Below are 24635 nucleotides of genomic sequence, written 5' to 3' on the forward strand. Positions count from 1 at the left end.
TTTTAAAATATTTATATATTAAATTTAATCCATTTTTCTTCGTACTCTCTATTATTTAATAACTCTAGGTCATTTATAGAAAAAACCTTGTTTTTTTCACATAAAGCTATATATTTGAATATCCAATCTTCACATTCTTCCTCGTATATATAAACCTTATTTATTCCCTTTTCTAACAAAACAAATAATCTACTATGACCATCTAAGATATAATAATTTCCTTTTACTTTTTTTACAGGTATACATACTATATTGTTATCTATCCATTTTGAAATATTTTTTATTTTTCTCTTATTTAAATATAGTTGGCTAGGATATAAATCTAAGATTTCTTTTCTTATAAATTCTTTTTGAGGAAATTCTGCTAAAACTTTTCCTGTTCTACTATATATTTTATCAACAAATCCATTATAAAATTTAAATTCACTAATAACATCTTCAATATAATTTTCATTAGTATATTCTAACTGTGCATGAGTTTTGTTAAGATGAAATACATATTTAAAAATTTCCTCTCCATTTTTTACAATAAACCCTAAATTTTTATTTATAGTATCTGAATCAAATAAATCCTTATATTTATCCCTTGCTCTTATTATTTCCATTTACTTTTGTTTTTCTCCACAAATTTCTATCAAAATTAAATATTTTTATTCTCTTTCCCTAATTGTAACCTTTACCCTATCACCGGGCTGTTTATTTATTTTCTTCCTTATGTCTTTTCTTATACCTATAATATGGTTGATGGTTTTCATTCTAACAAGGCTACCATCATATGGCTCGCCATCAAAGGTAGCATGAACTTTTACTCTTCCTTTTCCGAATTCTTCTTTTACATTATAGGGGAATTCCACATATGCACCGTCAATATCCGGTACTTTTTGTATTATAGCTTCAAATTCATATATTTTATTCATTGTATTTTATCCTCTTAATTTCTATATTTAAATTTTCTAACAGTAAGACTTTTTAGGTTACTAAGCCCTTTAATGTTTTATTTTTAAATTCTATGAATAAGGCTTTCTTTACTAATTATACAATATATAAAAACTATTTAACAATTCTAGTTACTAAATAGTCTTATTTGTGTTTTACATTAAAATAAAGCATCTATTATTAAAATCTAAATTATATTAATAACAGATGCTTTAGTCTAATCTTTTACAACAACAGTGACAAGGGATGATATATTAATAAACCACCAACTATAGTTGTTGCTGCAGGTGCTAAAATACCGGCCCATTTGTTCATTTTTTCTTTTATAATAATATACATTTTATCAAATTTATCTTGTGCTTTTACATAAATAAAATACATTATTATTAAAGGCGTTGAATATATTATATTGTAAAGTACTAAAATAAATAGTATAGTTAAAATATTTAACTTGTAATTAAATAAAATTGTTAAAAAGGCAAAGTATGGTAAGGCTGTAGTCAATTCAGAAATTGTTGCTATTATTCCCAAAAATAATAAAGATACAGGTGAAACGGATTTTATTTTTTTGGCAATTTCATTTGAATCCCCTTCTGAATTTTCTGTATTCTTTATTTTGTTAATTCTGTTTTTAAATATTATATATATAGTTGCAAATAAAAATATAATTCCTAATATAAGTTCCACTACGTATATGCCTGTTCCAAACTTGTGTATTAATCTTTTCATAAATTCACTAATTATTGATATTAATCCAAAATAAGCCAACAAACCTCCTGCAAAATTAGTTAATCCTATGGCCACTATAAAAAACCAAATATGTTTAGCCTTTTTTACCATTCCTTGTAATACAAACTGCTGAGTTATAGCAATAGGATTAATACTATCTGCAGCTCCTGTCATAATTGTCATAATCAATAAATTAAACATAATCTTCCCCCTTTACTATATTTCTTTAATAAAAAACAAAAAAAGCCTAGGAGTTATCACTAACTCCCAGGCTTTTATCCCACCGTGTCCACGCTTAATATATTTAATATTTAACATGTGTTTTCCCTTGGACCAGACTAATAATTATATTACGGAACCCTAGAAAACTAATATTTATTCAGTTAATGCCTATTCTAGCACCACTATTTTCAAAAGTCAAATATACTTATAAAATATTATTTTCTTAATAATCTTCCTAAATCCTCCTTTAGTCTAGTGTGAAAACAACTATCCCAGCTTCTTGGATGTACTAATAGTAGGCTTTTTTTATAGTTGTTTTGTAATATTTCTCTAGGATTTCCACCGACCCATTTTGTTGGATATGGATTATCCATTATTCTAAAATCTAAATCATCCTCTATGCTATAGGCTTCAATAATATGAAATTTTTTTAATAAATTATCATTTATTAACTCCAAATTTCTAACATCTAATTCTCTATTTTTCCAATCTCCATGGGAAGACACCGATTTAACATCAATACCTAAATCTTTAAAATACATAAGATTCTTTTCAAATTCTTCTACTATTCTATTTAGATTGCTGTAAACTTCTTCTTTAGTTTTTAATTTGTTTTTTTTAGCAAATGTTGCTATTTCTTCAAAATGATAACCTACCTCTATACCCTTTTTACTAAGGTGTTTCATAAATTCTATATCTATTGTTTTTAATCTAAAATAATATGTTGACTTAATATTATACCTGTCTTCTATTTCAAACATTTTTCTTGCTATTTTAAGGTCACTATCTATATCATGACGTAAAATTATTATTTTTTCATCATTGCCATATCTATTTTTATGGTAATCATCTATTGTAATAAATTTAAAATCATTATTAATAAATTCCTTTAACATTTCATTATATTCATCTAGTCTACTTGGCATAAAATAATCAGCATATATTCTATTTTTAATTGATTTTAAGTTCATTTTTTCTCCTACTTAATAATATAAAATTTCTTTAATATGTTTTTTATTGTTTTATTATTTAGAAACAGGTAAGTGATTATAGCTCCTGTTATATTTAATATATAATCATCTATATCCATAAATCCTGTCATTGTTAAAACTTGCATAATTTCTATAAAAATAATTATTATAGACATGGTTATAAAATAGTTTTTAAATTCTTTCATATTATCAAATAATATATAGATAAAAAATCCAAAGGGCATAAATATTATTAAATTACCAAATATATTGTAAAACATATTTGAAAAACTTAAGACTTTATTATTAAATCCTAAAATATAATATTTAATAATAGCAAAGGGCTTTAAATTATAATTATTTTTTATATATAGAACAAAATCGTCTGTATCATAAAATAATCCCATACCCTTTTTTAAAAATATGGCTATAATTAATATTAATAAATACTGTATAAATAATATTGTTATATTTTGCCTTACTAACATAAATTTATCTGATTTGTTTTTTAAGGACCTTATATAGCACAAAGAAGATAATATGTTAAAAACACCACTGCATGCTCCAATTAAAATAAGCTTTTTAAAATCCACTATATATTCAAAGTCGCTTATTATGATTTTAAAAATCAGAAATAAGGTTAATATTATTAACCCTGTTACAAATAGTTGAAATATTTTTCCAATTTTTTCTCTCATAGTACTACCTTACCGTTTCTACTTTATATTTACAACTGTTTTTACAACAGAAAACCTCAATAGTAAAACTATTAAGGCTCTCTAATTTTTATTCAACTGCTTTTAATGCTTCCACCATATTTATATTTTTAAGTTTTCTATGAACTACAAACATTACTATTACAGCAAACATTATGGTTATTATACCTGAAATAATATAATTTGTTAAAAACAAATGTGGGTCTAGCATGGCTGTATCAGGTATTAAGTTGTTTATTATTATATAGTGCATTAAAAAGCCTATTAAATATCCTGCGAAAATACCGAATATTGTTAATATAAATGTTTCCCTGTAAACATAAGCCGTCACTTCTTTATCGTAAAAACCTAAAACCTTTATAGTTGAAAGCTCTCTAATCCTTTCCGATACATTTATATTTGTTAAATTATATAGTACTACAAAGGCCAATATACAAGAACAACTTATTATTACAAAAACCAATACATCTAGTGTTCCTAGTAGATTGTCTATCATATTCTTTAATTGATTGTTGTTGTAAACACTAAGAACTGCATCATTGTTATTTATTTCTTCAGTGATTTCGCTTTTCTCTTCTTCTTTATTTGTATTAAACTGAAGTATATTTCCATTTACTTCATAATCCTTATTAAACACATTTTCATAATATCCCGATGTCATATATAAATAATGACCTGCGTAATTTTCTGTTATATCTACAATTCTAATTTTGAACTTGTCTCCATTTTCGTCCTTAACTGAAATTTCCTCACCGGTCTTTAAATCTAATAAATCAGCTAATTTCTCAGAAATTATAGCACCTTTGTCTGTTAATTTAATTTCCTTTTGGTTTTTTCTTCCTCTTAACTTTATAAATTCATCCAGTTTATTTGATTCTTCAGGTGTTATTAAGGTTACAGAATTATCCGGACCAACCTTTGAATCCACCGTTAGAATGTTTAAGTTAACTGGAGTTTCTTTCTTAACTTTTTTTCCATTAGATATAATTTTCTTATATTCTTCAAAGCCTGAGGGACTAAAGTCCTCGTTATAAACAGAAATAATATCGTAATTAAATATTTGATGATACTGTTTATTTTCCATACTGGTTATGGAATCCTTAATTCCAAATCCCATAAAAATTAATCCGGTACAACCGGAAATACCAATTATAGTCATAAACATTCTTCTTTTATAACGGAATAAATTTCTCATAGTTACTTTATGCATAAAGCTTAGACGTTTCCATATAACTGTTATTCTCTCTAAAAATATTCTGGTACCGCTTCTTGGAGGTTTCCCTCTCATTAAAATTGCAGCATTGTCCCTTAAACTATCTCTGGAAGCTATAGCTCCTGCCACTGCCGTACACAGAACCCCTATTAAAAATGCAAGTAGACTATATTTGAAATTAAAAGGTATATTAACAGTATCAAAAACATAATTAGAGGCGTAGGCTGTAAATATTAAAGGCGATATTAATTTATGTCCTAAAAATATTCCTAATATAGAGCCTAATATAGATGCTACTCCGCCATATATGAAATATTTTTTCATAATTTGGGCATTTGAATAGCCTAAAGCCTTTAAAGTACCTATCTCCAACCTTTGTTCATCTACCATTCTTGTCATAGTTGTTAATGATACAAGTAAGGCTATGAAAAAGAAAAATACCGGAAATACATTACTAATTATGCCAAGTCTTTCTGCTTCATCGTAAAAAGTATATATATTTGTATTACTTTCTCGAGAGTCAATTGTATATCTTGGCGCCATTAAAGCGTTTAGGGCCCTTCTTGCTTCACTAAGTTTTTCTTCTCCATCTGCAATATCTTTTTCAGCTTTTTCTTTTTCCTCTTTGAAAAGTTCTTCATTTTCTTCTAAAAGTTTTTCATTTTCTTCTAGTTCACTAAGTCCTTGTTCCAGCTTTAATTCTCCCTTAGACTGCTCTTCTTCTAATGATACATAGCCGGAATCTATTTGCGCCTGGGCTTCAATTAAAGCTTGTTCACCTTTTTCAAATTCTCTTTTACCTGCTTCAAATTCAGCCTTTTTTACTTCAAACTCTCTCTTGCCTTCTTCAAAAGTTTTTTCCTGTTGTTCTAATAAGGATTTAACAGGTTTTAATTCATTTAAAGACTTTTTAAAATCATCGATTTTTTCTTGCTCTTTCTTTATTGAAGATTTTAACTCTTCTATTCTATTATTATCTACACCGGGTAAATTAGAAATACTATCTAACAACTCTTCTATTCTAGCATTTATTCTTTCTATTTCAGCATTACTAATGGCTATAAGATCGTTTAAATTTTCAACTTGACTATTGTATATTTCCCAAGCAGAATCCAATTGTGCCCTGCCAGAATCAATTTCTGCTTGAGCTTTTAATATTTCTGTTTCACCATAATTTAGCTCTGTTCTTTTACTTTCAAGCTCGGTTTTATTTTTAGTAACTTCAGACTGGGCAGCAATTAAATCCTGTTTAGCCTTAGATATTGAAGAAATTAAATCTAATTTTCCTTTATTATATTCAGAATATCCATCTTCAATTTTTTTCTTAGCATCCTTTAATTCTTTTTCTGTATCCGAAATTTTGTTTTTTGCATCAAGAATTTCAAGTTCTCCCTCCTTGATTTTTTCAGATACTTCTGCTTTTTTATCGTCAAAAGCTTCTCTTTTTCTTGAAGATAAAGCCTCTTCTAAATTGTTTTTATGCTCTTTTGCTATTTTTTTATAGTTATCATCACTGAAATTTAAATTCTTTAAATCCTTAAAAGTTATTTTAGCTAGGGAATAATTATCTAAATTAAAATTATTTTCATTAATAAATCCTAACCCCTTTATTACTCCATCACCAATTAAACTATTACCTAAATTTATACTGTCAACATAGTCAGGACTTGTAGCAAAACCAACAATTTTATACTTATAATTTTTTAAAGAATATTCTTCGTCATCTTCAACATATTCTTTAGCAAAGGATACATAATCTCCAATTGAGTATTCTTCTTTTAAATCATCATTTAAAACTATTTCCTTATCCGACTTAGCTAGTCTTCCTTTTGTAATTTTAATTGTATTTATATTTTTAGTAATAGAATTTAATCTAATTAACTTTTCCTTATCCTTTGTTTCAACGTCATAATTATATCCTGTTTCAATTTTATCTATCTTAGGAGAGTTTTTTATTATTTCAATATCCTCATCTTCTAAACCATAAGTAGAAGAAACAATTATATCTGCCCCATTTGTTTCCTTAAAATAATCATCTGCTCTCTCAGCCATAATAGGGCTTGTTATTTTAAGTCCTACAAAAATTAAAACCCCAATTGAAACCATTAGTAGTATGGATATAACTCTTCCCTTACTCTTTCTTATCTCCCTGAGAATATCTTTATTTAAAGCCTTCATACTACCACTCTATTTCGTCAATTGAAACCGGATTTTCATTTAAAGTGATATTTCTTACAACTGCATCATTTATTTCTATTACTCTATTGGCTATTGGAGCAATAGCTTTATTATGGGTGATTATTACAACCGTTGTACCTGTTTCTATACATGTTTGTTGTAATAATTTTAAGACTGATTTACCTGTTTTATAATCCAAAGCACCTGTTGGCTCATCACATAAAAGCAACTTGGGATTTTTAGCTATGGCCCTTGCTATTGCAACTCTTTGTTGCTCACCACCGGACAATTGAGCAGGAAAATTATTAAGTCTATCACCAAGACCAACATCTATTAAAACGCTTTCGGCATCTTTCGCATTTTCAACAATTTGTGAAGCTAATTCTATATTTTCTAAAGAAGTCAAATTTGGAACTAAATTATAAAATTGAAAAACAAAACCTATTTCATAACGACGGTACTTTGTTAACTCTTTTTCGTTATATTTCGAAATATCCTTTCCATCTACTATTACCTGGCCCTTGTCATTTTTATCCATTCCACCTAATATATTTAAGACAGTAGACTTTCCGGCACCACTAGGTCCAACTATTATAGCTAGTTCTCCTTTTTCAATAGTAAAATCAATTCCCTTGTTAGCATATATAGTTGTGTCTCCCATTTTATAAGTTTTATAACTGTCAATCATTTCAACAAAACTCATATTTTCACATCCAAACATATTTTTTCATACTATTAAAATTATACACTATATAACTGAAAATAATCCTAATACAAATATATTTTTAAATATTAAATATCTTATATACTATAATTTTTTTGATTAATTTAAAAGATTATCCGTAAAATATATTTATTAAATATTCCTGTAAAAGAAAGTATATGAGAAACTAAACACAGCTTTATAATAAATTAAATCTTTTGAAACAACTATTTTGACCAAACTTTAATTCTAAATACAGAACTATGAATTTAGTACATTATAGTTGTTCTTTTATTTACAAATAGACTAAAATAAATTGTAGTAGTATAATGTTAGAGAAATGAAAGAAGGATTTTATGACAAATACTTTTACTTACACAAGTATTAGAAAACTTAATAACAAAATACTTATAGATGTACGAAGTCCATTGGAATTTAAAGAAGGAACAATTCCTGATGCAATAAACATTCCGGTTTTATTAAATGATGAAAGAAAAGAAGTTGGTACTTTGTATTCTAAGGGTGAAATAGATAAGGCTAAATTATTGGCTGTAGAATCAATTTCAAAAAGACTGCCAACTATTTTTAGCAATTTTTTAGAATTAAAAAACAAATTTGAAAATATTGTTATTTTTTGTGCTAGAGGTGGATACAGAAGTAGGTCACTTTCCAGTTTCTTAGATTCTCTTGATATTTCCAATATTCGTATTGAAGGTGGATATAAAGGCTACAGGAATTATATAATCAATAATATGAACTATTTTATATCTAAAATAACACCTATTGTCCTATATGGAAATACAGGTTGTGGTAAAACGGAAATTTTACAAAATTTAAAATTAAAGGGTTACCCTGTAATTGATTTAGAAAACTTAGCCGTTCATAGAGGTTCCATTCTTGGAGCAGTAGGATTAAATGAACAACCTAAACAAAAAATGTTCGATTCTTTACTCTTTGAAGAAATTTCCAAATATGAAAATAAATATGTTTTTATAGAAGGAGAATCAAAGAGAATTGGTAAAATTTCTCTTCCTGAATTACTTTATAAAAAGATGGCAAATTCAATAAATATAAAAATAGACGCTCCTATTGAAGAAAGAGTTAAAAGATTAGTTGGGGAATATGCCATACCGCAAAATAAAGATGATATAAAAAATTCTATAAACTATATGAGAAAATACATTTCAAATAAAGCTGCTAACAATCTACTGGAAGCTTTAGAAAACAATGAATATGATTATATTGCAAAAGAACTTTGCATTAACTACTACGATAAAAAATATAGTAATAGGGTAAATAAATTTGATTTTCAATTTACAAATAATAATGTAGATAAGGTTACAGAAGAAATTATAGAAAAAACTAAACATTTATTTAAATGATTTAATAAATTAGAAAGTAATATTTGGATTTTAGAAATAATCTCCAAATATTGCTTTTTTTATTTATCATTCCCATCTACTTTTATCCCATTAATTTGTATTCATATTTTATTTATCAAAATTAATTAATTCCATATTTATATCTTGTTTAATATATACTTAATACAAATGTCACAACAAATACTTTTTATTGGTTTGTATTTATAAGGAGGATAAATATGATATTATTTCTACTTAATATTATTGAAGATAATATTAAAAAATTTAATAAACTATATAAAATATATAAAAATTATGTTTTTGTCATCTGTAATAATATTTTAAAGGATATAAATCTATCTGAAGATGCATTACAGGAAACATTTCTAGCAGTCCATAATAATCTAAAGAACATCGATGACTATAACTCCAATAGAACAAAAGGTTATATTGCTATTATCGCTAGAAACAAATCAATAGATATTCATAATAAAAATAAGAATATTACCTTCGTTGAAGATGAATTTTTCCAAAACAATAGTGTTGAAATAAATCCTTTAGAGGATATGTATTATGAAAACTTACTTAATTTAATTAGAAATTTAAAAATTGAATACAGTAATATTTTAATGTTGCGTTTTGTTCATGATATGGAATATAAGGACATAGCTAGAACATTGGATATTACCGAAGAAAATGCTCGAAAAAGAGTTGAAAGGGCAAGAAAAGCTTTAAAGGATAAATTAGAAGGTGAAAATTATGAGTAATAAATTTAACGAATTATTAAAAAAAGCCTTAACCGAATATGAAAGAGAAATCGTTGAAAATACAGAACAAATTTCCACAAAAAACAATACCATACATTTTAAAAGAAACTTAAGAAAATATATAACAGCTGCCGCTATTTTTGTAATATTAATTCCTTCCATCTTTATAGGTTCAAATATTTACAATAATCAAAATAATATTTCAAAAAGGGAAATACTAGTAGACGCTGAAGAAGGCATAACCAAAGGAGCTGACTCAGAAGGTGCTTATATAGATAATTTAAATATAAATGCTGAAACATTGGATTTTAAGACCACCATTAAAGACACTGAAAAACTAATTGAAAAATATAAAGGTAAAATAGAAAATCAAGATATTAGCAACTTGAAAAATGAAAATACCGGAAGATACGCTACTTATTCCATAAAAATTCCAGATGAAGATGCAGATAAATTTATAGAAGATTTTGAAAAATTAACTGTTAATATAACCAGTACAAATAAATCATCCTATAATGTTACAGATGAAGTTAAAAATATTGAAGAAAATTTAAATAATGTTAATACAAAATTGGAAAGACTTAAAGAGCTTCTAAAAGAAGCTACAAGTTTAACGGAAATAACAGAAATTGAAGGAAAAATACAAGAAGCGGAATCTGAAAAGAACTCCTATGAGGAAAATTTAGAATATCTTGGCAAAGAAATAGACTTTACTACTGTATATATAAGTATTAATGAAGTTACAAAATATTCCGGTACAGAAAATATCAATGAAGGATTCGGAAAAAGAATCACTAAAGCCTTTAAAAATTCAAAAATCATATTTATAAGAACAATCCAAAATACTATTTTAGGATTTATAACCTTGCTTCCTTTTATAACAATAGTTTTGGTAATTGGAATAATAGTCTTTGTGTTTTTTAGAAAAAGAAAATAATAATATAAAACCACCTTAGTTTAATAGCTCTATAATTTATAGTGTTGATGGCAATAAATCCATTAGCACTATTTCTTGCTTGAATATAAAAGAATAGGCAAATTACAAAATTTATTATGACTTCTTTATGAACTTACATGTAATTATACAATCTATCTTTTGATAAATAGAAAGTATTAATTCAATCAAGTCCTTGACTATTACAGTCTTTTACCTTATAATAATAATCTGTAACATGGAGAATTGTCCGAGCTGGCTGAAGGAGCACGATTGGAAATCGTGTAGGCGTGATGAGCGTCTCAAGGGTTCAAATCCCTTATTCTCCGCCATGCACTAGACGGGGAACTAGCGATGCCCTGTAACCTGCAATCGCTACAGCAGGGTTGAATTCCCAGCCTAGGCATAGTAAATCTTAAGTCTGCCCTAAAAAAGTGGTGTTGACAAATGGGTCTTGCGCAACAGGAACCTATGAACCTGGTCAGATCAGGAATGAAGCAGCCATAAGTAGTCACTCTTGTGTGCCGCAAGGAAGCCTGTTTCGAGCTAACTATTTAGGTAACGTTAAAGTTTGCTATGACGAAGCTGGGTGTGCTTACATAGTAAAAACCATTGAGGTAATCTCAATGGTTTTTTATTTTATTTATTGGTATTAATTTTCCAACAACACTACCAACTCATCTCTAATTGAGGTATTATCCTCTACTATCAGTATTTTATACACTATATTTCCTTTCATTCTTTTTTTCTATCTTTTAAGTATTAATAACTATTATTTCCTGCAATTACCCCTGTAATTATATAGAATAATTTAAAAGTCATATCATAATTAAGTATTAGTAGTTTAGAGAAAATTTCCGGAAGATATATTAAAGCTCTAGTAAAAAATAAAATAGAAATTACAAAAAATATTAAAAACTTTACAAGGTCTAAGATTTTTAGATTTTTTATTTTTTTATATCCAAATATCAAATATCCGTATATAAAATATATGAGCCCCATAAGAATTTGATAGTATCCTCCTTCAAATGTCCTACTTACATATTTACTATATTTAAAATCTATTTGAGTCAATATCAAAATACCTATTATCGCAAGTACATAATGCATCAGTTTTTTCACTCTTATCATAATACTACACCTCCTAATATTATGTTTCCTTACTATAATTTGATTTTTACCTTTTGTAGTATCCCAATAATATACCTGTTAAAAGATAAAACATTTTAAAGAGTTTATCCATGTCCAATATTGTTGAAAAAGACGGATAAATAAATCCCTTAACTATAATAAATAATGTCACAATATAAAAAAATCCAAATCTAATAATCTCCATAGTTTTTATACTGTTAAATTTTTTATACCCGAAAACTAAGAAGCCGTATATGAAATATAATAAACCTATAATCGCAAAATAAAATCCTGAATTAATGCCCTTTAACACCTTAATATTCCATTTAGCATCTATCCATAGTACTATTATTAAACCCAATATAACTACCATATAATGTAGTAAAGGATTGTTTTTCTTTATTTTTTTATTCTTTTTTCTTTTCTTCATAATTTTCACCATAATTAATTTAAAAGGTTATAAACAATATGCTTATAACCTTAATTTTTACCAATTTTCTATTGTTGAACCATCTATATTTCTAACTACTTCACAAACTAATTTTAGTGCATTTTTATAGTCATTTATATTGGCATAACAATGATGTGTATGAACATATCGTACTGGAATACCTACTATTAAGCAAGGTATACCATGTTCTACTAAATGGATATTTCCAGCATTTGTTCCACCACTTGTCCTTACTGCAGTCTGATACTGTATACTGTTTTTATCTGCAATTTTTCTTGCAAAATCTACAAATTTGTAATTTGTAATATAGGAATTGTCCCTATATCTTAATTGAGGTCCTCTATTTAGTCCACACTGTATTTTATATTCTTCGCTAAAATTGTCATCTCCCGGACTTCCCTCTATTATTATTGCTAAATCAGGTTTAACTCTTTGGGCAGTAACCTTTGCACCTCTTAGTCCAACTTCTTCTTGAACTGCTAGTGCGCCTACAATATTAACATCTAAATTTTCTTTCGATAATTCTTTCATGGCCTCAATAACACATGCTGTGCCTAGTCGATTATCAAAAGCCTTTCCTAACATTGTTCCATTTTTTTCATTGTATTCAAAATTTACAAAGGGCGTTATTGGATTTCCAACTTCAATTTTAAAATCATTTATAACTTCTTCCCTTGAATTTGCTCCTACATCAATAGATAAATCTTCAATTGTTAGTTTTTTCTTTCTCTCTTCTTCAGACATAAAATGCGGTGGTTTTGAAGAAACAACTCCTTTAATGTATTCTCCTTGAGAATTTTTTATTACTACCAGCTGAGCCGGTATACTTTCTACAACCCATCCACCTATTGGTATAAACTTAATTAATCCTTTTTCATCAATAAATTGAACCATAAATCCTACTTCATCTAAGTGCCCATCTAGCATTATTGTAATTTTACTAGGATCCTTCTTCTTATTTTTTAAATATGTATTAAATAATTTGTCTGTAGTTACTTCTAAATCCCCTGCATGTTTTTTTACAATATTTGTAATTTCATCCTCGTAGCCTGAAATTCCATATGCATTTGAAAGTTCTTCAATTAATTTTAACATTTTGCCTCCCTCAATAATTTAATTTAATAACAAAAAGCAGTAGACTTTCCTAATAAATACCTTATACTATTTACAAAGAAACTTCTACTGCTTATTAATCAATTTTTTATAGAAAATTTATAATAATAAAACCTAGAGCGGCTTTCTTTTTAATATTATTTATATTTTTCAAAATAAACTATTATATATAAACAAATTAATTTTACTTTTAAACCCTTTTACTTAGTCCTTAAGGCATTTTGTTAGTATTTCTAAAAACACCTCGTCGCTTATACTCCTTTTACAAATGTAATTTTAATTTCCCTAACTCTATCTACTATATTATAGGAAATCTAATTATTTGGCCTATCTTATCTCCAATGTAAAAATCTTACTATTTTTTTGTATCCATTTAATTATTTCAACCAATGTGTTGTTAAAACTTCTTTACATTATTGTTCTTATATTTTAAAAATTTATACTTTATGCCCTTATATTCATGTTCTGGAGATTCTGCTACTACTTCCCAATTATCCATTTCATCTAAGTTTGGGTAAAATGTATCTGCATCTAAATCTTTCTCTATTTTCGTAACTAAACTATAGTCCATATAGTCTAGCATTTGTTCAAATATCTTACCTCCACCAATATTATAGATTTTTTCAGTGTCATATTTTTTTAGTTCTTTAAGCAATTCCTCTACTGAATGGACTACTATTAAATTATCCATTTCTATTTCCTTGGAAGTTAACACTATATTTACTCTATTTTTTAAAGGTTTACCTCTTGGAAGTGAATCTAGGGTATTTTTCCCCATAAAAACTATATTTCCCACTGTTACTTCTTTAAAGAATTTAGTATCCTTTGGTATTCTAATTAGCAAATCATTGTTTTTCCCTATACCCCATTTATTATCAACAGCAACTAAGTCTAACATTAGAAACCTCCTTAACTAAGCCATTCCTTGAAAATATAGTACTTATTTTCTTAGTATTTTATCTAAGGACTTTCCTCTAGCTAATTCATCAATTAATTTATCTAAATATCGAATTTTTTGTGTAATATCGTCATCTATATTTTCTACTCTAATTCCACAAACCACTCCTTTTATTAAGGAAACATTTTCATTGATACTTGGAGCATCTTTAAAGAAATTTTCAAAATCCACATCTTTGTTTAACTGTTCTTGTAATGTATTTTCATTATAGCCTGTCAGCCAAAATATTATTTTATCAACCTCGGCCTTTGTTCGACCTTTCTTTTCAGCTTTTTGTATATAAAGTGGATATACTTTATTAAATTTCATTGTATATATTTTTGGTTTTTCCATATTTTCCTACTTTGCTTAAAGATTATTTTCCTTATAGATTTTATTTACTAAAGTTATTCCAGTAATAATAAACAGGGGCTTAACTTTTTTTAGAAATTATAAGATTAATATATTTAAATTCTATTTTTTGTATAAAACGTCCTCATCTTCCGGATGTTTTTCAAAATACTTAACTGTATATGAACAAACAGGGTTTACTTTTAAGCCTTCTTTTCTAGCATAATCAATAACATATTTAGTTATATAACCTGCTAGACCTTGTCCTCTTTTTTCAGGATCTACTTGGGTACTCTTTACATTAATACCCTTTTTCCCTATGCTATAATGTATTTTAGCGTCAGGATTTTCTTCATCTCCTATATAAAATATCTGTCCATTATTTTTTACTTCCATAATATCCTCCTGTTAATAATTTAATTTATTTGAAATATTAATTATTCCTTCATGTGTAATTGTATAAAAAACTAATTCATCTTTTGTAAAATTATTATTTCCTAATTCTTTAAAAAAGCTAATATCTAATTGAAAATCTGTATTCTGAAAAGAATAATAATTATTCTCTACTATAAATGGTCCATTTTTCTTCAAAAAATTATAAGCTTCTTTAGAAAAATTTATTTTTACTATTCTTGCTTCTCCTTCAGATATAGTTCCAGGCCAACTATTGCTATATTCTTCCAATAGAATATCTTCTTTAAAATTATTTATATAATCATTAAATTTATTTTTTAATTCCCTATTCCAATATGAGAAAGTACTATCTGCAAGAATAAAATAATCACAATATTCATATAGAGCTTTCAATATTTTATTATAATCCTTATTTTGTGTTTTTAAAGAAATTTCCATATTACTTTCAACATCTAAAAACATTTTACATCTATATTTTTATAAATTAAAAATTTATAATTTATTCCATCATAATTATAATTTTCCGACTCTTCTATTAATTCCCAATTACTTTTTTCATCTAAATTAGGAAAAAACGCATCTGCTTTAAAAGTTTTATTAATTTTTGTAACAATGCATTTTTCACAATATGGTAAAAGCTGTTTATAAACAGATTCACCACCTATAACAAAAACATCTTCTTCCTTAAATTTTTTACTTTCCTCTAGGGCTTCTTCGATTGAAGAAACTAGAACAACATCCTTGTCTATTTTTTCTTTCCTGCTTATTACAATGTTTACTCTTCCCTTTAAGGGGTTTCCCCCGGGAAAAGAATCTAATGTATTTTTACCCATTATTACAATTTTATTCTTTGTATATTTAACAAAGTGTTTCATATCATCGGGAATGGATATTAATAATTCATTTTTAATTCCTATTCCCCAATTATTATCAACTGCTACAATAGCCCTCATAAATCCTCCCTAAGCCGCCTTAACCCTTACTTCCCTAAGTTCTTTTAAAATTAAAGCATTATCTTCATCTTCATTGTCAATATTTATTTTAATATTCTTTAATGCTAGTTTTTCAGCTCTTTTAGATGATGTATTAATTGAATTGTATAATTCTTTACGACTTGTTATAAGATTTTCAATTTCTTTTTGATTATTCTCTCGATTTTCTAAATTATATGTATTATCGAATAAAATGGATAAAGCTTTCCTTCTAAACTTTTAATACTAGAAGCATCTTTATAGGTAATATAATTTATAATTAGTAAAAGTGTTATCCAGTTAATAAAAAAACCGGGTAGTTAATAATTACCCAGTTTTTACTAATTCAATAAGATTAAATACAGTCTTATAAATTTACCTGTATTAAAATCATATATTTTTTTGAATATTTTATCTAATTTTCCATTTCTTAAATATATATTAATATAAGTTAAATTCCTTTTACTAATTACCTTTAGCTATTTTTTCAATTTTTTCATCATAAATACCTACAATGGCCTCTTCAGTAGTTGTATAAAGCAAGCATATATTATTTTTATTATAAAAGGCAATGTCTGCCTGACTTTCTAAATTATCAAACAAAAATCCACCTTTTTTAGCTCTAAAGAAGAATTTTTGTTCTCTCATAAAGTCAAATAATTCCTTACTTGCCTTAACCTTATACATATTTGAATCATCCGGTCCTTTAGGTGTTCCTGCCCATCTCATAACAGAGGATTTTTCAATAATATCGTCGTAGATTATATTGAAAAAACGAGTATCGAATTCACTTTCTCGACCTTCGTATTTAAAATTAACAAGTTCTATATACTCAGTATTTTCTTCTAAATAATCTACAATGTTTTTATAATTATCCCTTAAATTCCTATATTCATTTTCGCAATCGTCGTCATATCTATTAATTACAATCACATTATTCACCTCACCTATACTATATATCCAAAAATACAGATTTAAAACTAATTAGTATTATTTTTGTTTTTAAACCAATTTATTATTCCAAGAATTGAAAATAATATTAATATAATCCCCAATATAAGCATTATTGTATATGCAAGTCCTTCATTTTTTTTAGTAAAATATAGGAATATCCAAATGACACCTAATAGTAGATACAAAACATATCTTATAATTTGTCTGTTAAACATAACAACTCCTTTTTATAGTTTCAAATATAATAAAAGGATATATTTTTTAATATATCCCCTTATTTACCTATATTGCAACAGGAATCCCCTTTATTTGTGGACCATATTCATAATTTTCTAATTTAAAGTCATCTACTGTAAAATCATAAAAGTTTTTTATATTTTTATTTATAATAAATTTTGGTGCTTCATATTGTTTTCTTGATATTAGTTCTTTAACTAATGGAATATGTCTATCATAAATATGGGCGTCTGCAATTACATGAACAAGTTCCCCAACTTCTAAATTTGAAACTTGTGCAAACATATGAAGAAGTACCGAATATTGTACAACATTCCAATTATTTGCTGCTAAAATATCCTGTGAGCGTTGATTGAGTATTCCATTTAATTTATTTCCCGTAACATTAAAAGTCATGGAATAGGCACAGGGATAGAGTTCCATTTCATGTAAATCCTCAAAAGTATAAATATTAGTCATAATTCTACGACTATAGGGATTGTTCTTTAAATCGTATAAAACCCTATCAACCTGGTCAAACTCGCCTTCTTTATACTTATGTTTAATTCCCAGTTGATAGCCATAAGCCTTTCCAATAGTTCCGTTTTCATCGGTCCAACTATCCCAAATTTTACTGTTTAAATCTGCTACTCTGTTTGATTTTTTTTGCCATATCCAAAGAATTTCATCAATTGCCGATTTAAATGCAGTTCGCCTTAGTGTTAAAGCTGGAAATTCCTCAGATAAATCATATCTATTAACAACACCAAATTTTTTTATTGTATGGGCCGGAGTTCCATCTTCCCAAACAGGTCTAACCTTCTGTCCTTCAGATGAAAAACCATTATCAATAATATCTTGACACATTTCTACAAAAATTTTATCTGCTTTACTCATTGCCACTCCTGTTTTCAAATATTTGTTAAATTATCCTATATAATTATATACCATTAATAAATATTAAAAAAACTATTTACCTTCTAAAATTGAATTTTTTTCTTTTTTAGTTAGCTTATCCAATACTAAATTATAAGAAATTTCTATTAAATTTCTAATTTCCTCATTTGATAATTGCTTGGCATTTAACTTAATAGAATTCCAATGTTTTTTACTTGCATAATAACCTGGAGATACATCTGAATATAAATCACTCATAGCTAAAATATCCTCAGGTTTGTTTTTTAAAGTAATTAAATCTTTAGTCATCATGCCAAAACATTTTCCATTTATAGAAAAATAATCACATTCCCAAGAGTCTCTGTAATATACATCTGCTCCTTGTAGGTTTTTTCCAAACTCTATAGATTCTTTTTTCCTATTTTCAATATCCATTATTTTTCCTTGTAGATTATTTATCTATACTCCATTCAACACCTTCCCTGGTATCTTTTAAGGTTATTCCCATTTCCTTTAATTCATCTCTAATTTCATCTGCTCTTTGGAAGTTTTTATTTTTTCTTGCTTCCTGTCTTTCTGCTATTAATTTTTCTACTTGTTCATCTAGGGACTCTTCTTTATCCTCTTTGTATAAAATTCCAATTACATTTGCTAATTTCATTAAGGAAGTATAAATATATTCTACTAATTCTTTTGATGATTTTTCGTTTAAGGTACTATTTGCTAATTTTACTAATTCATAAATTGAAGATATTCCATCAGCTGTATTCAAATCATCATCCATAGCTACTTCAAAGTCCTTTACAATTTCATCTACCTTTTCAATAGTTCCCTTTTCATCTTCTGACAATTGTCCGCTAGCAGTTTTTAATAATTTCTGTAAGTTTTTCTTTCCATTGTAAAGTCTTTCTAGTCCATTTTTAGTTTGTTCCATTACTTCTTCACTAAAGTTTATTGGCTTTCTATAATGAACTGAAAGCAACCAAAATCTTACGATTTCTAAATCATAGGATTTTCTTATATCATTTAAAAGGAAAAAATTACCTTTTGATTTACTCATTTTTTCATTATCTACTGTTATCATTGAGTTATGCATCCAGTAATTCGCAAATTTTGCATCATGTAATGTTTCTGACTGTGCTATTTCATTTTCATGATGTGGAAATTGTAAATCTTCCCCTCCTGCATGAATATCTATAGTTTCTCCTAAAATTGAGCCAGCCATTACTGAACATTCTAAATGCCAGCCTGGTCTACCCATTCCCCAAGGAGATTCCCATGCAGGTTCTGTTTCTTCTTTTCTTTTTTTCCATAGGGCAAAATCCATTGGATTTTTCTTTTCATCTGTTACAGAAATTCTAGCACCAGCTTGTAATTCATCTATATTTTTTTTAGATAGCTTACCATAATCCTTAGCTTTTGTAATGTCGAAGTAAACATCTCCATCTACGTTATAAGCAGCACCTTTTTTCTCTAAGCCTGAAACAAAATCTATCATAGGATTTATATATTCTGTTGCTTTGGGGTGAATTGTCTTGTCTTCTAAAAAATTTAATTCTCTGGAATTTTCTAAATAAGCATTTATATACTTTTTAGTTATTTCTGAAAATTCTACTCCTTCTTCTTTTGCTTTATTTATTATTTTATCGTCAATATCTGTAAAATTACTTACATATTTTACATCGTAACCCTTGTATAAGAAATATCTTCTTAAGGTATCAAATACAACCATAGGTCTTGCATTTCCAACATGTATAAAATTATAAACCGTTGGTCCACAAACATATATACCTACTTTTCCTTCTTCTATTGGAACAAATTCTTCTTTTTTTCTTGTTAAAGTATTATATATTTTCATTTTTCCTCCCTTTCGTTATTATGTTCTGCCATTTAAATATTTAAAAATCTTTTCATCATCTATAAATAATCTTAAATTTAAATTAGATTGTTTATTATCCAAATTATAACTTTGACATTGTTCATTTGCTACAGGTCTAATGCAATCTGGTGACCAAGTTGACTTGGCTTCAACTATCTGCTAATACCTACGATTTATTTCATAAATCGGGTTAGGTATTAGCAGGCTTCGTTTGCCAAATCACAGATTTGGACTTCGCTGCATCTGACCTACCTGCGATTTATTTCATAAATCGGGTTAGGTATTAGCAGGCTTCGTTTGCCAAATCACAGATTTGGACTTCGCTGCATCTGACCTACCTGCGATTTATTTCATAAATCGGGTTAGGTCATTAAAAAAATCGCCTCCTGCAAATGCAAGAGACGAATACAATCCGTGGTTCCACTCTAATTGATATTATTAAATATCCACTTAATAGTTCTAACGGTTCAACCGTGATTTATTAAATCATTTAATTAGGCGCATATGCAGAAAATATATGGATTTTTCACCAACCAATCCCTCTCTAAATATATTTGCTTCTGTTTTTTCCTAATTATCTTTATATTTTATATTTTCTAAACTATAGGAATTTCCGTCTGTTTCATAAATTTCCAAAAATATTCCAGCTTCTAATTCTTCTCTCTTAAGTTCTCCATTTACATTTATTTCAACGATTTCTATTAGTTCTTCAGGTTTATTATATCCATAGACAACAACATAGCCCTTATCTCTTCCTTGAAAATAATCTATTAAAATATTATTCTCCTCATTTTCCGGCATTATTGATTCTATATAATTATACCTGTTTTTAAAAAATTTATTTTCTTCCCAAATAGTTACATTTGTAGTTTTCTCTATTTTTGAAGTTGTCTGTACAGAAAATATATAATTATCTCTTTCTTTATTTAAAAATTCAAATTTCTGTTGTTGTGTTGGACCATTTACTGCAATATATTCAAAACTATAAGTCTGATCATATAAGGATTTTAAGCGCAAACCAATGTATATGCTAAATAAAATTAATATAACTATTAATACATTAAGTATCCTTTTTTTATTTTCCATATACTCATCCTTAATAATTGTTAAAAAATAGCCCGTTTTATTTATAAAGTAGCACAAATATTATTATCTATAGATACTTATGCTATTTGAAAATCATTTAATCTTTTTAATATACCATCTTTTCCTAATATTTGTATAACATGAACAAGCTCAGGGCCATGGACATTTCCTGTTAGTATAGCTCTTACTGGCATAAATAAATTCTTACCTTTTACACCTGTAGCCTTTTGAATTCTTTTCATTACAGTTTTAGCAAATTCTTCATCTATTTCATCAACTTGTTCTAATTCATTTTTAAATGCTTCAATTAAGGCTGGAACTTGTTCTCCACTAGCCATTTCTTTTGCATCTTCTTCTACAATTTCAATTTTATCTGCAAATAAGAACTCAGATTGTTCTACTATGTCCGATAATTTAGAGATGGACTCTTGGAAGGTTAAGGTTATTAATTCTAATTTATCCTTAGATATATCTTCACTAATAAAACCTGCCTTTACTAAATATGGTTTTACTTTTTCTGCTAATTCCGGTATTTCCATAGCTCTTATATAGTGACCATTTACCCAGTCCAGTTTTTCCTTATCGAAAACTCCACCGGATTTTGATACTCTATCAAAAGAGAATTGTTTAATTAATTCATCTAAACTTAAAATTTCTTCATTTGTTTCCGGTGACCAACCTACTAAGGCCAAATAATTTATTAAGCCTTCAGGTAAATATCCCATTTCTCTAAAATCTCCAACTGATACATCTCCAGTTCTTTTAGATAGTTTTTTACCGGATTTACTTAACACTGTTGGTAAATGAACATATTCCGGTGCTTCCCATCCAAAGGCTTCATATAGGTAGACATGTTTTGGAGTTGAAGGAAGCCATTCGTCCCCTCTTACTACATGGGTTATTCCCATTTCATGGTCATCTACTACTACTGCAAAATGGTAGGTTGGAAATCCGTCTGATTTTATTAAAACTTGGTCATCCATGTCGTTAGTATTAATTGTTACATTACCTTTTATTGCATCATGGAAGGTAATATCTTTATTAGCCGGAAGTTTCATTCTAATTACATGAGACTCTCCTGCAGCAACTCGTTTTTTAGCTTCTTCTAGTGATATGCCTCTGCAAAGTCCATCGTATCTCGGAACTTTTCCATCGGCTTTTTGCTGTTCTCTTAATTTATCTAATCTTTCTTGAGTACAAAAACAATAATAAGCTTTGTCTTCTTCTAATAGCTTATCAATATATTTATTATAAATACCTTTTTCAACTCTTTCAGATTGTATATATGGTTTACAATCACCTTTACTTACAGGTTTACCTTCTTCATCTAGAACAACACCTTCATCTACAGTTATGCCTGCCCAAGAAAGTTCATGGAGTAAATTTTCAATTGCTCCTTCTACATATCTTGTTCTGTCTGTATCTTCTATTCTTAATAAAAATTTCCCACCATTTTGTTTTGCATATAAAAAATTATATAAAGCAGTTCTTAAACCGCCAATATGCAAATATCCTGTTGGACTAGGTGCAAAACGTAATCTTACATCGCTCATAATTTTCTCCTTTAAAAATAATCATATAATAATAGTTTATCGGTTAATAAGCATTTTTGCAATAAATTACCATTATAAAATCTTAATATTATTGTATATTTTGCACAAATGATTACATGATAAAATATTATATAGTATATAATATAAATATTGTATAGTTTGTTAACTGATTAATCAATAAAAGTGAGGTATGTTATGCAATTTATAGGAATTATTTTAGTTCTAATTGGAGTATTCTCCATTTTAGGTATATTTACAGATATTAATATGTGGTATGGCCTATACGATTTTTGGCCAATATTATTAATTGTTTATGGAATTTATAGAATTATTAAAAAACAAAAGTCCACAGTTACCTCCTATTTATTAATAGGACTTGGAGTATTATTCCAGCTCGATAATTTACATCTTTTAACTCCAAAATTATCTACTTTAATTTGGGCTGCTACTTTAATACTAATTGGTGTTATTTTAATATTTCCTAGTAAATCAAGAAAAAACAAAAATAATGCCGGAAATAATTATGAAAAAAACTCAAAATATAATTCTTCAAATAAATATTATTATGAAACTTCCGATTATTATGATGATATAAATAAAAACAAAAATAAGAACTATAATTCTAAGGAAAACAAGAAAAATTATGAAAATAAAAGTTATTCCTATTCCAATTATAGCTATGGAAATAATCATGGAAACGACACTACCTATGATTATAGGGAGAGTAATTCTCAAGTATATGAAGATGAATTTACTGAAATAGAAAGTAATCTAATTGACTTGTCCTATACCTTTGGAAAAAATAACATAAAAATTTTAAGTCCTTCCTTTTCAGGTGGAGATATTTCTACAACTTTCGGTGAAACAATTTTGAATTTACAAGAAGTTTACCCTGCATCACAAATTATTGAACTTTATTGTAATGTATATGTTGGAAATTTAGAGTTAATAATACCAGAGGATTGGTCCTATGTTATTATTGGAAAAACCCATGAAGAATACAAAAGCAACAATGAAAAATGTACTTTAAGAATTTTTTATAAAAATATTCTAGGTGAATTAATAATTAATCAATAATCTAAAAAGAAGCTTGAAAATTACACAAGCTTCTTTTATTTTATCAATGCTTATTTTTTGAAAAATTCAGCCAGTTCCTTATTTGCTTCCTCTAATCTCTTTACTATACTTCTTCTTTTAGGTGCAGAATCCGTAGCTTTTGATGTTGCAATAACACCATCTATAGTGTTAATAAATTCTTCATATGGCAAACTCAATCCCATATCCTCTTCCTTCCAGGAACACAACATTCTAGTACTAGGACAGAGGGCAGAAATATTCATTGAGCCGGTTAAGTAGGGAGTAACTGTCAATTCTGAACAAACTGCCTGCATTGCACCATAATCTATTTCCGGTTTAATACCTGTATTATATACATATCCCTGAGTTAATCTCATAATAACATATGGTCTATCAATTATAAGTACTATATCCGGTACTAGGTCTTTAAACTTAACTAAAGGTCCTGTAACTACTCCGTAAGTAGTTCCCATGTCATTATGCAAACTTTTAATACTTTTTCTCATTCTCTTTGCTGAAGGAGCTGTAGCATAAAGGTCATAGGAAAAATATTCTGACCCATTTTCTATATGAGCATTACTTGGCTCTAAGGCCAATGCTGTCGTTCCACCATCACACATATGATGTTTTAACCTAGATTTTTTTATTATTCCATTACCTGCATCTCTTATCATCTGACAATATGAGTATTTTCTTTCAGGTTCATCTATCTTATAACTATCATAAACTTCTTTATCATATACAATTTTAACTCCAATTATCTTCCTTTGTAATTCTAAAACCCCTTCTGCAATATCGTTATAATCCTTAATTAAATCAAAATCATAAGGTGCACCTGGATTATCAACACTTTTTTTCTTATAAATATACGGCAT

27 protein-coding genes, 1 tRNA gene, 1 other RNA gene and 1 riboswitch are annotated in these 24635 nt (G+C 27.4%); of the genes, 6 read left to right on the forward strand and 23 right to left on the reverse strand.

The genetic code is table 11. From position 1 onward, the window contains the following. Nucleotides 1-11: 11 nt before the first annotated feature. The 7 genes from JFY71_RS02940 to JFY71_RS02970 form a co-directional block, all read right to left on the reverse strand. Entirely contained in the window at nt 12-605 is a 594-nt protein-coding gene (locus JFY71_RS02940) for a hypothetical protein (RefSeq protein ID WP_243661556.1), read from the reverse strand. A gap of 45 nt (nt 606-650) precedes the next feature. Continuing rightward, the gene (locus JFY71_RS02945) at nt 651-917 is read right to left on the reverse strand and encodes a DUF1905 domain-containing protein (RefSeq protein ID WP_243661557.1); all 267 of its coding nucleotides are present in this window, start codon (nt 915-917) and stop codon (nt 651-653) included. A 244-nt stretch (nt 918-1161) separates the two neighbouring features. After that, nucleotides 1162-1866: a GAP family protein gene (locus JFY71_RS02950; RefSeq protein WP_243661558.1), complete on the reverse strand. Its 705-nt coding sequence runs from the start codon at nt 1864-1866 to the stop codon at nt 1162-1164. 61 nt (nt 1867-1927) lie between these two features. Further along, nucleotides 1928-2040, reverse strand: a riboswitch (guanidine-I (ykkC/yxkD leader). Nucleotides 2041-2102: 62 nt separating this feature from the next. Beyond that, nucleotides 2103-2858 carry a hypothetical protein gene (locus JFY71_RS02955; RefSeq protein WP_243661559.1) on the reverse strand — a complete coding sequence of 252 codons (756 nt, stop codon included), beginning with the start codon at nt 2856-2858 and terminating at the stop codon, nt 2103-2105. Nucleotides 2859-2866: 8 nt separating this feature from the next. Next, complete coding sequence (locus tag JFY71_RS02960) at nt 2867-3556, reverse strand: VanZ family protein (protein WP_243661560.1); 690 nt, start codon at nt 3554-3556, stop codon at nt 2867-2869. Nucleotides 3557-3644: 88 nt separating this feature from the next. Beyond that, complete coding sequence (locus tag JFY71_RS02965; protein ID WP_243661561.1) at nt 3645-6965, reverse strand: ABC transporter permease; 3321 nt, start codon at nt 6963-6965, stop codon at nt 3645-3647. Between the two features lies 1 nt (nt 6966). Next, nucleotides 6967-7668 (reverse strand): ABC transporter ATP-binding protein, encoded by a 702-nt coding sequence (locus JFY71_RS02970; RefSeq protein WP_243661562.1) that lies wholly within the window; start codon nt 7666-7668, stop codon nt 6967-6969. A gap of 356 nt (nt 7669-8024) precedes the next feature. Between JFY71_RS02970 and mnmH the strand changes: the two genes are divergently transcribed. The 5 genes from mnmH to ffs all read left to right on the forward strand — a co-directional run bounded on the left by mnmH (nt 8025) and on the right by ffs (nt 11327). After that, the gene (mnmH, locus tag JFY71_RS02975) at nt 8025-9050 is read left to right on the forward strand and encodes a tRNA 2-selenouridine(34) synthase MnmH (RefSeq protein ID WP_243661563.1); all 1026 of its coding nucleotides are present in this window, start codon (nt 8025-8027) and stop codon (nt 9048-9050) included. A gap of 218 nt (nt 9051-9268) precedes the next feature. Beyond that, a complete protein-coding gene (locus JFY71_RS02980) occupies nt 9269-9796 on the forward strand; it encodes an RNA polymerase sigma factor (RefSeq protein ID WP_243661564.1) in 528 nt (175 codons plus the stop codon). Next, complete coding sequence (locus tag JFY71_RS02985) at nt 9789-10733, forward strand: DUF4349 domain-containing protein (protein ID WP_243661565.1); 945 nt, start codon at nt 9789-9791, stop codon at nt 10731-10733. The genes JFY71_RS02980 and JFY71_RS02985 overlap by 8 nt, the downstream gene beginning before the upstream one ends. A gap of 237 nt (nt 10734-10970) precedes the next feature. Continuing rightward, nucleotides 10971-11062 (forward strand) — tRNA-Ser (locus JFY71_RS02990). Next, nucleotides 11062-11327: signal recognition particle sRNA large type (gene ffs, locus JFY71_RS02995), an RNA gene on the forward strand. Before JFY71_RS02990 ends, ffs begins: the two co-directional genes overlap by 1 nt. A 165-nt stretch (nt 11328-11492) precedes the next feature. Here the strand turns inward: ffs and JFY71_RS03000 are convergent. The 15 genes from JFY71_RS03000 to gltX all read right to left on the reverse strand — a co-directional run bounded on the left by JFY71_RS03000 (nt 11493) and on the right by gltX (nt 22683). After that, nucleotides 11493-11861, reverse strand: coding sequence for a hypothetical protein (locus tag JFY71_RS03000; RefSeq protein WP_243661566.1), 369 nt, complete (start codon nt 11859-11861; stop codon nt 11493-11495). A gap of 46 nt (nt 11862-11907) precedes the next feature. Continuing rightward, a complete protein-coding gene (locus JFY71_RS03005) occupies nt 11908-12291 on the reverse strand; it encodes a hypothetical protein (protein ID WP_243661567.1) in 384 nt (127 codons plus the stop codon). 57 nt (nt 12292-12348) lie between these two features. Further along, nucleotides 12349-13407 carry a M42 family metallopeptidase gene (locus JFY71_RS03010; RefSeq protein ID WP_243661568.1) on the reverse strand — a complete coding sequence of 353 codons (1059 nt, stop codon included), beginning with the start codon at nt 13405-13407 and terminating at the stop codon, nt 12349-12351. A gap of 415 nt (nt 13408-13822) precedes the next feature. Then, nucleotides 13823-14323, reverse strand: a complete 501-nt coding sequence (locus tag JFY71_RS03015; RefSeq protein WP_243661569.1) for a dihydrofolate reductase — start codon at nt 14321-14323, stop codon at nt 13823-13825. A 42-nt stretch (nt 14324-14365) separates the two neighbouring features. Further along, nucleotides 14366-14716 carry a DUF2200 domain-containing protein gene (locus JFY71_RS03020; RefSeq protein ID WP_243661570.1) on the reverse strand — a complete coding sequence of 117 codons (351 nt, stop codon included), beginning with the start codon at nt 14714-14716 and terminating at the stop codon, nt 14366-14368. A 120-nt stretch (nt 14717-14836) separates the two neighbouring features. Further along, a complete protein-coding gene (locus tag JFY71_RS03025) occupies nt 14837-15109 on the reverse strand; it encodes a GNAT family N-acetyltransferase (protein ID WP_243661571.1) in 273 nt (90 codons plus the stop codon). A gap of 12 nt (nt 15110-15121) precedes the next feature. Continuing rightward, nucleotides 15122-15589: a hypothetical protein gene (locus JFY71_RS03030; protein WP_243661572.1), complete on the reverse strand. Its 468-nt coding sequence runs from the start codon at nt 15587-15589 to the stop codon at nt 15122-15124. Then, nucleotides 15580-16080 (reverse strand): dihydrofolate reductase, encoded by a 501-nt coding sequence (locus JFY71_RS03035; protein ID WP_243661573.1) that lies wholly within the window; start codon nt 16078-16080, stop codon nt 15580-15582. Before JFY71_RS03035 ends, JFY71_RS03030 begins: the two co-directional genes overlap by 10 nt. Nucleotides 16081-16563: 483 nt before the next feature. Continuing rightward, on the reverse strand, nt 16564-17031 hold the full coding sequence (locus tag JFY71_RS03040) for a hypothetical protein (RefSeq protein WP_243661574.1): 468 nt from the start codon (nt 17029-17031) through the stop codon (nt 16564-16566). Nucleotides 17032-17078: 47 nt separating this feature from the next. After that, on the reverse strand, nt 17079-17267 hold the full coding sequence (locus JFY71_RS03045; RefSeq protein WP_243661575.1) for a hypothetical protein: 189 nt from the start codon (nt 17265-17267) through the stop codon (nt 17079-17081). A gap of 67 nt (nt 17268-17334) precedes the next feature. After that, on the reverse strand, nt 17335-18165 hold the full coding sequence (thyA, locus tag JFY71_RS03050) for a thymidylate synthase (protein WP_243661576.1): 831 nt from the start codon (nt 18163-18165) through the stop codon (nt 17335-17337). Between the two features lie 72 nt (nt 18166-18237). Further along, nucleotides 18238-18600 (reverse strand): MmcQ/YjbR family DNA-binding protein, encoded by a 363-nt coding sequence (locus tag JFY71_RS03055; protein WP_243661577.1) that lies wholly within the window; start codon nt 18598-18600, stop codon nt 18238-18240. A 16-nt stretch (nt 18601-18616) separates the two neighbouring features. Then, nucleotides 18617-20023, reverse strand: coding sequence for a cysteine--tRNA ligase (gene cysS / locus JFY71_RS03060; RefSeq protein ID WP_243661578.1), 1407 nt, complete (start codon nt 20021-20023; stop codon nt 18617-18619). 591 nt (nt 20024-20614) lie between these two features. Continuing rightward, a complete protein-coding gene (locus JFY71_RS03065) occupies nt 20615-21130 on the reverse strand; it encodes a hypothetical protein (RefSeq protein ID WP_243661579.1) in 516 nt (171 codons plus the stop codon). 77 nt (nt 21131-21207) lie between these two features. Beyond that, a complete protein-coding gene (gene gltX / locus JFY71_RS03070) occupies nt 21208-22683 on the reverse strand; it encodes a glutamate--tRNA ligase (protein WP_243661580.1) in 1476 nt (491 codons plus the stop codon). A gap of 195 nt (nt 22684-22878) precedes the next feature. On the opposite strand from gltX, the gene JFY71_RS03075 reads away from it, so the two are divergent. Continuing rightward, nucleotides 22879-23760 carry a LiaF transmembrane domain-containing protein gene (locus JFY71_RS03075; protein ID WP_243661581.1) on the forward strand — a complete coding sequence of 294 codons (882 nt, stop codon included), beginning with the start codon at nt 22879-22881 and terminating at the stop codon, nt 23758-23760. 50 nt (nt 23761-23810) lie between these two features. Here the strand turns inward: JFY71_RS03075 and JFY71_RS03080 are convergent, their stop codons facing one another. Next, on the reverse strand, nt 23811-24635 hold the full coding sequence (locus JFY71_RS03080; protein WP_243661582.1) for a DUF169 domain-containing protein: 825 nt from the start codon (nt 24633-24635) through the stop codon (nt 23811-23813).

The organism is Miniphocaeibacter halophilus, assembly GCF_016458825.1.
Taxonomy (GTDB): domain Bacteria; phylum Bacillota; class Clostridia; order Tissierellales; family Peptoniphilaceae; genus Miniphocaeibacter; species Miniphocaeibacter halophilus.